The 14,443-nt window shown below is 62.7% G+C and carries 11 protein-coding genes; 3 read left to right on the forward strand and 8 right to left on the reverse strand.

Features of this window, described 5'->3' with window-relative positions:
• The first annotated feature begins 2 nt into the window (after positions 1-2).
• Complete coding sequence (locus ACODSM_RS18405) at positions 3-2,234, forward strand: sensor domain-containing protein (protein ID WP_488806471.1); 2,232 nt, start codon at positions 3-5, stop codon at positions 2,232-2,234.
• A 52-nt stretch (positions 2,235-2,286) separates the two neighbouring features.
• Here the strand turns inward: ACODSM_RS18405 and glmM are convergent, their stop codons facing one another.
• The 4 genes from glmM to ACODSM_RS18425 form a co-directional block, all read right to left on the reverse strand.
• Entirely contained in the window at positions 2,287-3,621 is a 1,335-nt protein-coding gene (gene glmM / locus ACODSM_RS18410) for a phosphoglucosamine mutase (RefSeq protein WP_488806472.1), read from the reverse strand.
• A gap of 90 nt (positions 3,622-3,711) precedes the next feature.
• A complete protein-coding gene (gene folP, locus ACODSM_RS18415) occupies positions 3,712-4,542 on the reverse strand; it encodes a dihydropteroate synthase (RefSeq protein ID WP_488806473.1) in 831 nt (276 codons plus the stop codon).
• 124 nt (positions 4,543-4,666) lie between these two features.
• Positions 4,667-6,586: an ATP-dependent zinc metalloprotease FtsH gene (ftsH, locus tag ACODSM_RS18420; protein ID WP_488806474.1), complete on the reverse strand. Its 1,920-nt coding sequence runs from the start codon at positions 6,584-6,586 to the stop codon at positions 4,667-4,669.
• Between the two features lie 180 nt (positions 6,587-6,766).
• Positions 6,767-7,423 carry an RlmE family RNA methyltransferase gene (locus ACODSM_RS18425; protein WP_488806475.1) on the reverse strand — a complete coding sequence of 219 codons (657 nt, stop codon included), beginning with the start codon at positions 7,421-7,423 and terminating at the stop codon, positions 6,767-6,769.
• Between the two features lie 106 nt (positions 7,424-7,529).
• Between ACODSM_RS18425 and ACODSM_RS18430 the strand changes: the two genes are divergently transcribed.
• Positions 7,530-8,003 carry a YhbY family RNA-binding protein gene (locus tag ACODSM_RS18430; RefSeq protein WP_015013572.1) on the forward strand — a complete coding sequence of 158 codons (474 nt, stop codon included), beginning with the start codon at positions 7,530-7,532 and terminating at the stop codon, positions 8,001-8,003.
• Positions 8,003-8,788, forward strand: a complete 786-nt coding sequence (locus ACODSM_RS18435; RefSeq protein ID WP_209820387.1) for a glycosyltransferase — start codon at positions 8,003-8,005, stop codon at positions 8,786-8,788. The genes ACODSM_RS18430 and ACODSM_RS18435 overlap by 1 nt, the downstream gene beginning before the upstream one ends.
• Before the next feature lie 76 nt (positions 8,789-8,864).
• Here ACODSM_RS18435 and ACODSM_RS18440 read toward each other — a convergent pair whose 3' ends face one another.
• The 4 genes from ACODSM_RS18440 to carA form a co-directional block, all read right to left on the reverse strand.
• Entirely contained in the window at positions 8,865-9,311 is a 447-nt protein-coding gene (locus tag ACODSM_RS18440) for a DUF4149 domain-containing protein (RefSeq protein ID WP_488806476.1), read from the reverse strand.
• Positions 9,312-9,322: 11 nt separating this feature from the next.
• Entirely contained in the window at positions 9,323-9,799 is a 477-nt protein-coding gene (gene greA / locus ACODSM_RS18445) for a transcription elongation factor GreA (RefSeq protein ID WP_209820385.1), read from the reverse strand.
• Positions 9,800-10,000: 201 nt separating this feature from the next.
• Positions 10,001-13,246, reverse strand: a complete 3,246-nt coding sequence (carB, locus tag ACODSM_RS18450; protein WP_488806477.1) for a carbamoyl-phosphate synthase large subunit — start codon at positions 13,244-13,246, stop codon at positions 10,001-10,003.
• Complete coding sequence (gene carA / locus ACODSM_RS18455; RefSeq protein WP_056067215.1) at positions 13,246-14,409, reverse strand: glutamine-hydrolyzing carbamoyl-phosphate synthase small subunit; 1,164 nt, start codon at positions 14,407-14,409, stop codon at positions 13,246-13,248. The genes carB and carA overlap by 1 nt, the downstream gene beginning before the upstream one ends.
• Positions 14,410-14,443 lie beyond the last annotated feature (34 nt).

Here is a 14,443-nt window from a genome sequence, read left to right on the forward strand (position 1 = left end):
TTATGTATTCGCTGTTCAGCACTCCGCCCTCGCAGCGCGCCGGAGTGCCTACCGACACCCCACTGCAACGCACTCTGCGCGAACAACAAATCCTGTTGGATAGCGCGGGCGTGGGCATCGTGTTTCTTCGCCAGCGCAGTGTGGTGCGCTGCAACCAGCGGTATGCCGAAATTTTTGGCTACGCCAGCCCAGCCCACCTGGTAGGGCTCAATACCGAAGCCTTTTATCCAGACCGGGATGCGTCCCGAGACCTTGGGCGCACTGCCTATCCTGCGCTGGCCCAGGGGCAATCCTTCCGGATTGAACGCCAGCTGCGTCGCCAGGACGGCACGCTGTTCTGGGGCAGCCTCACTGGGCGCCTGATCAATCCGCACGACACCGGCGAGGGCTCGATCTGGATCGTGGACGACATTGACGAGCAAAAGCGTGCCCAGGCCGCGCTGAATGCCGCAGTGCGCGAAAAGCAGTTGCTGTTTGACAGCGCAATGGTGGGCATCGTTTTTTTGCGCGACCGGCACTTGACCCGCTGCAACCACCACTTTGAGCAGATGCTAGGCTTTGAGCCGGGCGAACTCATGGGCTGTTCGTCCCGCCGCTGGTATGCCAGCGATGCCGCGTGGCAAGAAGTGGGTGACCGCTGCTACCCCACGCTGGTGGCAGGGCAGTCATACGAGGGCGAAGTGGAGCTGTGCCGCAAGGACGGCACCCCGGTCATCTGTGAAGTCCGCAGCAAATGCATCGATCCGGCGGACCCTGCCCAGGGCACCATCTGGATCACCATGGACATCACCGACCGCAAACGCGCACAGGCGATGCTGGCCCAGGCCCATGAGGAGCTGGAGCGACAGGTGCAAGACCGCACGCGCGAGCTGCGCGAAACTGTGGCCAACCTGCACCGTGAAATCAATGATCGCAAGGCTGACCAGGAGCGCATTTACTGGCTGGCTCACTACGATGCGCTGACGGGTCTGCCCAACCGGGCCCTGCTGGCAGAACGCGCGCAGCAGGCCATTCGGCTGGCGCAAGACAACCAGACGCCCCTGGCCGTCATCTTCCTGGACCTGGATCACTTCAAGCATGTGAACGACTCTCTGGGCCACCGGGTGGGCGATGTACTGCTGGTCGAAATTGCCAAAAGGCTGCGCGCCGTGGTGCGCGACAAGGACACGGTCTCTCGCCTGGGCGGTGATGAGTTCATCCTGCTTCTGCCCGGAGCAGATGCGCGGGGCGCAGCCCGGGTCGCTAGCAAATTGCAGGAGGCGTCGCGCCAGCCGTACCAGATCGACCACCACGAGCTCACGATGGCCCCGTCGATGGGCATTGCGCTGTTTCCGCAAGACGGACACGACTTCGACACGCTGACCCAGTCGGCCGACGTGGCCATGTACCGCGCCAAGCTGGATGGGCGCAATACCTTCCGCTTCTTCACCCCCGAGATGCAGGCCCAGTCGGTACGTGCCTTGCAGCTCGAAAACGCATTGCGCCGCGCCCTGGAACGGGAGCAGTTCCACCTGCACTACCAGCCGCAAATGAACCTGGCCACGGGCACCGTGCGCAGTGTGGAAGCCCTGCTGCGGTGGCAACACCCCCAGCTCGGCCCCATCTCTCCTGGAGAGTTCATCCCGATTGCTGAAGACAGCGGACAGATTCTGCAGATTGGCGAGTGGGTGCTGCGCACGGCGCTGGCCCAGCTCAAGGCATGGCGCAGCTGCGGGTTTCCCGAACTCACGATGGCTGTGAACCTGTCGGCGATCCAATTTCGCCAGCCACAGCTGCCCGAGCTGGTGAGCCGCGTGCTCGTGGAGTTTGACCTCCCCCCCGATTCGCTGGAACTGGAGCTCACGGAAGGTGTGGCCGTGGACGATCCCCATGCGGCAGTGGCGACCATGGACCAGTTACACGCGCGCGGGGTGCGGATGTCGATGGATGACTTTGGCACAGGCTACTCGTCACTCAGCCAGCTCAAGCGGTTCCAGATCTTCAAGCTGAAGATCGATCAATCCTTTGTGCGCGACCTGGGCAACGACAGCAACGACCGCGCCATCGTCAGCGCCATCATCCGCATGGCGCAGGCGCTGGGGATGCGCACCACCGCCGAGGGCGTGGAAACCGAAAGCCAACTGGCCTTTCTGCACGAACAGGGTTGCGACGAGGCACAGGGCTACCACTTCAGCACACCGCTGCCCGCAGAGCAGTTGGAGCGCTTCATGCGGCAGCACACCGCCGCGCACTGAGCCGACCCAATACCACTCAGGACGCAACGGACGCCGCTGAGAGACCAGGAACTCAGCCCGCGCGAGCGGCATCTGCCAGCCGCTGCGCACAGGAGCTGGCCACTTGCGCGTCGCGCGCCTCCACCATCACACGCAGCAAAGGCTCGGTGCCACTGGCACGGATCAAGACCCGGCCCGAGGAGCCCAGTTGCTGCTCCACCGCCTGCGTGGTCTCAGCCAGGAGGCGGTTGGCCTTCCAGTCCTGCCCGGGCGCCAGGCGAACATTGAGCAACACCTGCGGGTAGAGCGTGATGTCTGCCAGCAACTGTGCCAGCGTGCGGCCGCTGCGCACACAGGCCTGCAGCACCTGCAGCGCACTCACCAAACCATCGCCGGTGGTGTGCCGGTCCAGGGCCAGCAGGTGGCCCGAGCCCTCCCCGCCCAGCACCCAGTGGTGGCGCTCCAGTTCTTCCAGTACATACCGGTCACCGACCTTGGCGCGCACAAATTTCACGCCTTTGGCTTGCAATGCCACCTCCACGGCCATGTTGGTCATCAGCGTGCCCACCACGCCCGGCACATGCTCGTCACGGCCCATGCGATCTGCGGCCATCAGGTACAGCAACTCGTCGCCGTTGTACAGCCGCCCGGTGGCGTCCACGATCTGCAGCCGGTCAGCGTCGCCATCCAACGCAACGCCATAGTCGGCACGGTTCGCGCGCACGGCGCGGACCAAGGCGTCGGGATGTGTGGCGCCCACTTCGTGGTTGATGTTGAGGCCGTCGGGCGCGCAGCCAATCGACAGCACTTCTGCACCCAGCTCGTGGAAGACCTTGGGCGCCACTTGGTAAGCGGCACCGTGGGCAGCATCCACCACGATCTTCAGGCCCTTGAGCGTCAGGTCCTGGGGAAAGGTGCTTTTGCAGAACTCGATGTAGCGCCCGGCGGCATCATCTAGGCGTCGCGCCTTGCCCAGGCTAGCAGAGTCCACCCAGACCGGTGGCTCGGCCAACGCGGCCTCTACCGCCAGCTCCCAGGCGTCCGACAGCTTGGTGCCTTGCGCACTGAAAAACTTGATGCCGTTGTCGGGATAGGCGTTGTGACTGGCGCTGATGACCACACCCAGACTGGCGCGCTGGGCACGGGTCAGATACGCCACGCCAGGCGTAGGCAACGGCCCCAGCAGCACCACATCCACCCCTGCCGAGTTGAAGCCAGACTCCAGCGCGCTTTCAAGCATGTAGCCCGAGATGCGCGTGTCCTTGCCAATGAGCACCGTAGGGCGCTCTTCCGTGCGGCGCAACACATGGCCCACAGCATGGGCCAGGCGCAGCACAAAATCCGGCGTAATGGGCGGCTGTCCGACGGTGCCACGGATGCCGTCGGTTCCAAAGTATTGGCGTGTCATGTTCTGGCGTCTCCTCGTACGGATCTCTGTATGTTGTTCTCACAGGCGAGGGCTTGGCGTCCCACAACCTGCTCTCAAATCACTGGCCCCTCAGCCAGATCGCTGCATCGCAGACCACACGGCCAGTGCCGCCACCGTCTCGCGCACGTCGTGCACACGCACTACCGCAGCGCCCCGTTCGACCGCCAGCACGGCGGCGGCCACGCTGGGCACCATGCGCTGGTCCACCTCCAGCCCGGTCACCGCGCCCAGCGACGACTTGCGTGACCACCCTGCCAGCAGCGGATAGCCAGCAGCCAGCAGTTCGGAATGCCGCGCCAGCAAGGCAAAGTTTTGTTCCACCGTTTTGCCAAAGCCAATGCCCGCATCCAGCAGAATACGAGTCTTTTCGACCCCAAGCGCTAGTAGATTATGCGCCTGCAGCTGCAAAAATGATAGCACCTGGGGCACCACATCCCCGTCCATGGGCGCCTGCTGCATGGTCTGCGGGTCGCGGTGCATGTGCATCAGGCACACGCCGCACTGCGGGTGCGCAGCCACCGCCGCCGCAGCGCCTGGCTGCCGCAGGGCCCAAATGTCGTTGATGATGTCGGCCCCCAAGTCCAGCACCGCGCGCATGACCTCGGGCTTGTAGGTATCCACCGAGATCGGCACACCCAAGGTGACCGCCTCACGCACCAGAGGCACCACACGAGACAGCTCCTCGTCCAGGGTTACCGCAGGGCTGCCCGGCCGGGTGGACTCGCCACCGATATCCAGGATATCAGCCCCCTCCTTCAGCAGCTGCTCGCAATGCCGCAGCGCAGCAGCCGTGGAGCCATGGCGCCCCCCATCAGAGAAAGAGTCGGGCGTCACGTTGACGATACCCATGACCTGGGGACGGGCCAGATCAATGGTGAAGCGAGAGGTTTGCCAGATCATGTGTCGATCGAACCCGTGCAAATTTGCGAAAGAGAGGCCAAGCCAACAAATTCGCAGTGAAAAATGAAACACCACGAAAAACGGGGCACAAGGCCCCGTCTGAACGACTGTACCGCGAGCCTGGTCAGGCCGCCGTCGGTGCAGTATCCGTGGCTACAGCTGGAGTGCCGCCACTGGAGTTATCACCACCAGAGGGAGGGGTGCGTGGCGTCCAGTCCTTGGGAGGACGGGGCTCCTTGCCCGCCATGATGTCATCCAGCTGCTCGGTATCGATGGTTTCCCATTCGAGCAAGGCCTTGGCCATGGCGTGCATCTTGTCACTGTTCTCTTCGATCAGGCGGCGGGCGAGGTTGTACTGCTCGTCGATGATGCGGCGCACTTCCATGTCCACCTTTTCCATGGTCTGTTCGCTCATGGTGGTGGTCTTGGTGACCGAGCGGCCCAGGAACACTTCGCCTTCGTTCTCGGCGTAAACCATCGGCCCCAGGGCATCGGTCATGCCGTAGCGCGTGACCATGTCGCGGGCGATGTGGGTCGCGCGCTCGAAGTCGTTGCTGGCGCCGGTGGTCATCTGGTTCATGAACACTTCTTCCGCAATGCGGCCACCGAACAGCATGCTGATCTGGTTGAGCATGTATTCGCGGTCATAGCTGTAACGATCCTGTGCGGGCAGGCTCATCGTCACGCCCAGAGCACGGCCACGGGGAATGATGGTGACCTTGTGCACAGGGTCGCACTTGGGCAGCAGCTTGCCGATCAGCGCATGGCCTGACTCGTGGTAAGCCGTGTTGCGGCGTTCTTCCTCGGGCATGACCATGCTCTTGCGCTCGGGGCCCATGAGGATCTTGTCCTTGGCCTTCTCAAAGTCCTGCATCTCCACGGTGCGCGCATTGCGGCGCGCAGCCATCAGTGCGGCTTCATTACACAGGTTGGCCAGATCGGCACCGCTCATGCCTGGTGTGCCACGGGCGATGATCGCAGGGGCCACATCCTGACCAATCGGAATCTTGCGCATGTGCACATTCAGAATCTGCTCGCGGCCGCGGATGTCGGGCAGCGTCACGTAGACTTGGCGGTCAAAACGGCCAGGACGCAGCAGGGCGGCGTCCAGAATGTCAGGGCGGTTGGTGGCAGCCACCACGATGACGCCCAGGTTGGTTTCAAAGCCATCCATCTCGACCAGCATCTGGTTCAGGGTCTGTTCACGCTCGTCGTTGCCACCACCCAGGCCAGCGCCACGCTGGCGGCCCACGGCGTCGATTTCATCGATGAAGATGATGCAGGGGGCGTTCTTCTTGGCGTTGTCGAACATGTCGCGCACGCGGGCCGCACCCACGCCAACGAACATTTCCACAAAATCCGAGCCCGAGATGCTGAAGAACGGCACCTTGGCTTCGCCCGCAATGGACTTGGCCAGCAAAGTCTTACCAGTACCGGGAGGGCCGACCAGCAGCAGGCCACGGGGAATGCGGCCACCCAGCTTCTGGAACTTCTGCGGGTCCTTCAGGAAGTCCACCACTTCCTTGACTTCTTCCTTGGCCTCGTCACAGCCGGCGACGTCCGCAAACGTGACCTGGTTGTTGTTCTCGTCCAGCATACGCGCCTTGCTCTTGCCGAAGCTGAAGGCGCCGCCCTTGCCGCCGCCCTGCATCTGGCGCATGAAGTACACCCATACGCCAATCAGCAGCAGCATGGGGCCCCAGCTAACCAGCAAGGTCATGAGCAGGGAACCTTCCTCACGGGGCTTCACGTCGAACTTGACGTTGTGGTTCAGGAGGTCGCCCACCAAGCCACGGTCCAGCACCGAGGCATTCGTGCGGATCTTGCGGTCATCGGTCGTGACCGCCACAATCTCGCCGCCGCTCAGCCCTTCAGGAATGGTGGCGCTTTTGATGCGGTTGTTGCGGACTTCGTCCAGAAACTCGGAATACCCGACGTGGCCCGCACTAGCGCCGCTGCGGGTGTCAAACTGTTTGAACACCGTGAACAGCACCATGGCGATGACCAGCCATACGGCAATTTTTGAAAACCACTGATTGTTCAAGCGGGGCTCCAGTTGCGGGGAACAGAAAACGGACATACTGCCGTCATGGCACGCATGTGCGGCCCATTTTAGGTCTTTCAAGCCACGGGGCCAGCCCTATTCCCCCTCACGCCCATGGAATCAGCGCGGGCTTTGGCGCCAAAGTTCACGGATTCTTGACCTGAGGCAAGCCTGAACAGGCTACTTTTTAAGCCCCATCCCCACCAGGAACGTTTCGGAAGACTTGTCGCGCGAAGCCTTGGGTTTCAGGGGCTTGACGACCTTGAAGGTCTGCTTGAACAAGGTGACCAGATCACTGTATCCACTGCCATGGAACAACTTGACCACCAGGACGCCCTCCGGTTTCAAATGGTTGCAAGCGAAATCCACAGCCAACTCCACCAGGTGCGCAATCCGCGCTGCATCGGCCGACTCGATACCCGACAGGTTGGGCGCCATGTCCGACACCACCACATCCACCACCCGGCCGTCGAGCGCCTGCTCTAGGCGCTCCAGCACTTCGGGCTCCCGAAAATCGCCGTTCAGGTAGGTGACACCTTCAATCGGCTCCATGGGCAAGATGTCCAACGCAATGATCGCTCCGTTGAGCTGCCCCGCTGCAGCACCCGAGGGTGACAGGCGCCGGCGCAGATACTGGCTCCATGCCCCCGGGGTAGAGCCCAGATCGACGACCGTATAACCCGGCTTGATGAGGCCCAGTTGCTCGTCAATCTCCTTGAGCTTGTAGGCGGCACGGGCGCGGTAACCCTCCTTCTGTGCCAATTTGACATAGGTGTCGTTCACGTGGTCGTTGAGCCACGCCTTGTTCACCTTTTTGCTCTGGGTTTTGACTTTCATATGGCGGTATTGTCTCTCGACAATCTCTCCAGTGGCGGACCTGCCCCCCAGCGCTGCGCACGGCAGCCGGAATTACGTCCAGCCGGGCCGCAGACATAATACGGGGATGCCCCAAATTCAACTGACTCCTGCCGAGCGCCGGGAACAACGCGCCGCTGCCCACCACCTGGACCCCGTGGTCCTGATTGGCGGCGATGGCCTCACCCCCGCCGTCAAGAAGGAAATTGACGCCGCCCTCAACGCCCATGGCCTGATCAAGGTGCGTGTTTTCAACGATGACCGCACCGCGCGCGAGCTGATGTACCAGGAGCTGACCGCTGAACTCAACGCCGCGCCTATCCAGCACATCGGCAAGCTGCTGGTGCTGTGGCGGCCTCAGCCCGTCAAGGAACGCGCTGTCGATGAAGACCGGATGCCCGGCCCCCGCGACGTCAAGGTGCTCAAGTACAGCAAGCGGGGTGGCCAACGCCCCGAGATCAAGCAGTTGCGCGTGCTCGGTAACCAGCGCCTCACCTCGGGCGGCCAGATCAAGCGGGCGAAGCCCAAGCAAAAATCCATCAAGAAGCGTCAGGCCGACTGATGAGCCACGATGCAGGCTCGGCAGTACCTGCAACCGTTGCAGCACCTGCCGGCAAGGCGCCCACGCGCCACATCCTCTGCATGAAATGGGGCACGAAATACGGCCCCGAATACGTCAACCGGCTGTATGCCATGGTGCGTCGGCATCTGAGCGGCGATTTCCGTTTTGTCTGCCTTACCGATGACAGCACCGGCATCCGCAGCGAAGTGCAATGCCTGCCCATTCCCGCACTGGATCTGCCGCCCGGCATTCCCGAGCGGGGCTGGACCAAGCTGGCCACCTTCAGCGCAGATTTGCACGGGCTGCGCGGCACGGCCCTGTTTCTGGACGTGGATGTGGTCATCACCGGCAGCCTGGATGATTTTTTCACCCAACCCGGCGAATTTCTGATCATTCACGACTACAAGCGTCCGTGGCGCATCACCGGCAACTCGTCCGTGTACCGCTTTGAACTGGGTGCGCACCCCGATGTGCTGGCGTATTTTCGCGAGCACTTCGCTGAAATCCGGGCACAGTTCCGCAACGAGCAGGCCTACCTGTCAGACTTCTTGCACAAGCAGGGCAAGCTGCAATACTGGCCCGCCGCGTGGTGCCCCAGTTTCAAGTACCACGGAATCCCCCCCTGGCCTACCAACTACTGGCGCGCGCCGTTTGTGCCGGAAGGTGCACGCATCGTAATTTTTCATGGGGAATGCAACCCCCCGGATGCCCTGGCGGGCCGGCGCAACCGGCGGTTTCGCTACATCCGCCCAGCCACCTGGGTGGCGGAACACTGGCACGAATAGGCGCGGCGGCGGGCCGACTTGTTCTAAAAAAAGTCTATGCCGCAGTAGATTTGTCAGCGAATCGCTTGCTTGACCGTCAATCGCTGGCGGACCGCTCTTCCTCTGCCGCGTGCGCTCCCGGCCGCAGCGTTTGCCACAACACTGCCAAGGCGCAGCCCCATTGCGCTGCATACATCACCGTCCCCACGCTGTGCCACAGACGCAAGTCCTGCCGGGCCACAATGCGGGGCGCAACGCCAAACTGGTTGAGCAACGCCAGCAGCAGGCCACCGAGAACGAACAGCATGGCAGCGCGTGCCCAAGGATATTGGGCCAGTCCATGCCGAGGCCTGGACAAGAGCAGCAGCACCACACAACACACCACCGCCACCCAGGTCTGCGCCGCAAACAGCTTGGCCGCCATGTTGCCCGCCATCGTGGGCGAAGGCAGATGGGCAAACAGCATGGGCACGACCAGAAACCCGATGGTGGTCAAACTGCCCCACCAAAGTGCAGCGACCAGGGCAGGAAGGCGGTGGGACATGCCGTGCACGTTCACTGGTAGCTGACCGCCACCACTTCGTAGCGGCGAATGCCGCCAGGGGCCTGCACTTCGGCGGTGTCGCCCTCTTCCTTGCCAATCAGCGCACGCGCGATGGGGCTGGAAATATTGATCAAGCCTCGCTTGAGGTCAGCCTCGTCTTCGCCCACGATCTGGTACTTCACCGTGTCACCAGAGTCTTCGTCCTCCAGTTCGACCGTGGCACCAAACACCACCTTGCCGCCACCGTCGACCGCACTGGGGTCAATGACCTGGGCTACCGAGAGCTTGCCCTCGATCTCCTGAATGCGGCCTTCGATGAAACCCTGGCGGTCCTTGGCTGCGTCGTAATCGGCGTTTTCGCTCAGGTCACCCTGCGCGCGCGCTTCGGCAATGGCAGCGATCACCGCAGGACGCTCCACGGTCTTGAGGCGGTGCAGCTCTTCCTTGAGCATTTCAGCGCCGCGTTTGGTAATGGGAATGGTGGCCATGCGATTGAGTCTCCACAAGTCAAAACGGTGAAAGTGCAAGGCACTTCCACCGATCTTTCGCCACGCTGCTCCCCGCAAAACATCGGGGGGTGCACGTGGCACATCTACAAAAGGAAACCGCCGCACGTTGCCGCGCGGCGGTGTTGGTTCAGTGGCGATTATGCCGTGTTTGCGGCGGCCAAAGCCACCGCAAAAACCCGGTCAGGCCGCCAGCTGAGCGTGCAGTTCCTGCACGGAATACACGTCGAGCTTGTCCAGGTACTTCATGCCTTCCACGGCCGCCTCCGCACCAAAGATGGTGGTGAAAGTGGTCACGCGGGCCAGCAGCGACGAGGTACGAATCGCACGCGAATCGGCAATCGCGTTACGGCGTTCTTCCACCGTGTTGATGACCATGACAATCTCGTTGTTCTTGATCATGTCCACGATGTGCGGACGGCCTTCCGTGACCTTGTTAACTACCACCACAGGGACGCCCGCCTCGGCGATGGCCGCAGCGGTGCCCTTGGTCGCCACCAGGTCGAAGCCGAGCGCCACCAGCTGGCGGGCAATGTCCACCGCACGGGGCTTGTCGTTGTTCTTCACGGTGAGGAACACCTTGCCCGACGTCGGCAGCTTGGTGCCCGCGCCCAGCTGGCTCTTCACGAACGCTTCCCCAAAGGTCTTGCCCACGCCCATCACCTCGCCGGTGGACTTCATCTCGGGGCCGAGGATGGTGTCCACGCCGGGGAACTTGACGAAGGGGAACACGGCTTCCTTCACGCTGAAGTAAGGCGGTGTCACTTCCTTGGTGATGCCCTGCGAAGCAAGCGACTGACCCGCCATGCAGCGCGCTGCGACCTTGGCCAGCTGGATGCCGGTGGCCTTGGAGACAAACGGCACCGTGCGCGAGGCGCGGGGGTTCACTTCCAGCACGTAGATCACGTCCTTGCCATCCACTTCCTGAATGGCAAACTGCACGTTCATCAGGCCCACCACGTTCAGGCCTTCAGCCATGGCAGCCGACTGGCGCTTGAGCTCGTCCACCGTGGCTTGCTTGAGGTAGTAAGGCGGCAGCGAGCAGGCCGAGTCACCCGAATGCACACCGGCTTGCTCGATATGTTCCATCACGCCACCGATGAAGGTCTTGCCCTCGGGGTCGCGCAGACAGTCCACATCGCACTCGATGGCGTCGTTCAGGAAGCGGTCCAGCAGCACGGGCGAGTCGTTGCTCACCTTGACGGCCTCGCGCATGTAGCGCTCCAGGTCACGCTGTTCGTGGACGATTTCCATCGCACGGCCGCCCAACACGTAGCTGGGGCGCACCACCAGGGGGTAACCCAGCGTGGCGGCCTTTTCCAGGGCCTCGGCTTCGGTACGTGCGGTGGCATTGGGCGGCTGGCGCAGGCCCAGATCGCCCAGCAGCTTCTGGAAACGCTCGCGGTCTTCGGCCGCGTCGATCATGTCGGGGCTGGTGCCGATGATCGGCACGCCCTCGGCTTCCAGGCCCAGTGCAAGCTTGAGCGGCGTCTGGCCGCCGTACTGCACGATCACACCGTGTGGCTTTTCCTTGTCCACGATCTCGAGCACATCTTCGAGCGTCAGCGGCTCGAAGTACAGGCGGTCGGACGTGTCATAGTCGGTAGAAACCGTTTCAGGGTTGCAGTTGACCATGATGGTTTCGTAGCCATCCTCGCGCATGGCGAGTGCGGCATGCACGCAGCAGTAGTCGAACTCGATGCCCTGGCCGATGCGGTTCGGGCCACCGCCCAGCACCATGATCTTTTTCTTGTCCGTCGGCGCAGCTTCGCACTCTTCCTCGTAGGTCGAATACATGTAGGCCGTGTTGGTGGCGAACTCGGCAGCGCAGGTGTCCACGCGCTTGTACACGGGGCGAACATTCAGCGCGCGGCGTGCCTCGCGCACCGATTTCTCGGTGGTCTTGAGCAGCTTGGCCAGGCGGCGGTCGGAGAAGCCCTTCTTCTTGAGCGTGCGCAGCGTGTCGGCATCCAGCGTAGCCAATGCCGCATCACCCTTGTCGGCGGCGAGCTGGTCGAGTTCGAGTTCGATTTTCACGATCTCTTCGATCTGCACCAGGAACCACTTGTCGATCTTGGTAAGGTCGTACACCTCGTCCACCGACAGGCCCATGGCAAACGCGTCGCCCACGTACCAGATGCGCTCGGGACCGGGCTCGCCCAGTTCCTTTTCGAGCACTTCGCGGTCCTGGGTCTTTTCGTTCATGCCGTCCACGCCCACTTCCAGACCGCGCAGGGCTTTCTGGAAGGACTCCTGGAAGGTGCGCCCCATGGCCATGACCTCGCCCACAGACTTCATCTGGGTGGTCAGGCGGCTGTCGGCCGTCGGGAATTTCTCGAACGCAAAACGTGGGATCTTGGTGACCACGTAGTCGATCGAAGGCTCGAACGAGGCAGGCGTGGCGCCGCCGGTGATTTCGTTCTTGAGCTCATCGAGCGTATAGCCCACGGCCAGCTTGGCCGCGACCTTGGCAATCGGGAAGCCCGTGGCCTTGGAGGCCAGCGCCGACGAACGCGACACGCGCGGGTTCATCTCGATGACGATCATGCGGCCGTCCTTCGGGTTGACCGAGAACTGCACGTTCGAGCCGCCCGTGTCCACGCCGATCTCGCGCAGCACCGCGAGCGACGCGTTGCGCATGATCTGGTATTCCTTATCGGTCAGCGTCTGCGCGGGGGCCACCGTGATCGAGTCCCCTGTGTGCACGCCCATGGGGTCCAGGTTCTCGATCGAGCAGATGATGATGCAGTTGTCCGCCTTGTCGCGGACCACTTCCATCTCGTATTCCTTCCAGCCGAGCAGCGACTCTTCAATCAGCAGCTCGTTGGTGGGCGAGGCTTCCAGGCCGCGCTTGCAGATGGTCTCGAACTCTTCGGGGTTGTAGGCAATGCCGCCGCCCGTGCCGCCCAGCGTGAAGCTAGGACGGATCACCGTGGGGAAGCCCACGCTCTTTTGCACCGCCCAGGCTTCGTCCATGCTGTGGGCGATGCCCGAGCGCGCGGAGCCCAGACCGATCTTGGTCATGGCGTCCTTGAACTTCAGGCGGTCTTCGGCCTTGTCGATGGCTTCGGGCGTGGCGCCGATCAGCTCGACCTTGTACTTGTCGAGCACGCCGTTGCGCCACAGGTCCAGCGCGCAGTTCAGCGCAGTCTGGCCGCCCATGGTGGGCAGGATGGCGTCGGGGCGTTCCTTGGCAATGATCTTCTCGACCGTCTGCCAGGTGATGGGCTCGATGTAGGTGACGTCGGCGGTGGCCGGGTCGGTCATGATCGTCGCAGGGTTGCTGTTGATCAGGATGACCTTGTAGCCTTCTTCACGCAGGGCCTTGCAGGCTTGCACGCCGGAGTAGTCGAACTCGCAGGCCTGGCCGATGATGATCGGGCCGGCGCCAATGATGAGGATCGATTTGAGGTCTGTGCGCTTTGGCATTATTTCTTCTCCATCAGCGCGGTGAAGCGGTCAAACAGGTAGGCGATGTCGTGCGGGCCGGGCGATGCCTCGGGGTGGCCCTGGAAGCAGAACGCAGGCTTGTCGGTGCGCTCCAGCCCTTGCAGCGTGCCGTCGAACAGGCTGATGTGCGTGGGGCGCAGCGTGGCGGGCAGCGAGGCCATGTCCACGGCAAAGCCGTGGTTCTGGCTGGTGATGCTCACGCGGCCGTTGTCCAGGTCCTTCACCGGGTGGTTGGCACCATGGTGGCTGTTGTCCATCTTGAAGGTCTTGGCGCCGCTGGCCAGTGCCATGATCTGGTGGCCCAGACAGATGCCGAAGGTGGGCACACCTGCGTCAACGATCTGGCGGGTGGCTTCGATGGCGTAGTCGCAGGGCTCTGGGTCACCAGGGCCGTTGGACAGGAACACACCATCCGGCTTCATGGCCAGCACGTCGGCCGCGGGCGTCTTGGCGGGCACCACGGTGAGCTTGCAGCCACGCTCGGCCAGCATGCGCAGGATGTTTTTCTTGACGCCAAAGTCGTACGCCACGACATGGAAGCGCGGCGCAGCCTGTGTGCCATAGCCTTCGCCCAGCTTCCACTCGGTCTGGTCCCAGGTGTAGGTCGCAGGGGTGGTCACCACCTGGGCGAGGTCCAGGCCCTTCATGCTGGGCGCGGCCTTGGCAGCCGCCAGGGCTTCGTCGATGCGCGCCTGCGTCACAGCCTCACCAGCCGCCAGGCCCAGGATGGCGCCGTTCTGCGCACCCTTGTCGCGCAGCAGGCGGGTGAGTTTGCGGGTGTCGATGTTGGCAATGGCCACCGTCTTTTCGCGCACGAGGTACTGCGAAAGCGTTTCGGTGGATCGGAAGTTGCTGGCCAGAAGGGGCAGGTCTTTGATGATCAGGCCTGCAGCATGGACCTTGTCGGCTTCGATGTCTTCCGCATTGACGCCGTAATTGCCGATGTGCGGATACGTCAGGGTGACGATCTGCTGGCAGTAGCTGGGGTCGGTGAGGATTTCCTGGTAGCCGGTGATGGCGGTGTTGAACACCACTTCACCGACCGTGGTGCCAGTGGCACCGATCGAGTTACCGATAAAGACCGTGCCGTCTGCGAGCGCCAGGATGGCGGGCGGGAAGTTTCCCTTGAGAGACAAAAGCACTGGGTTCTCCGGATGGTTACGGTCGCCCGGCGCC

Source organism: Acidovorax sp. FG42, from assembly GCF_057809195.1.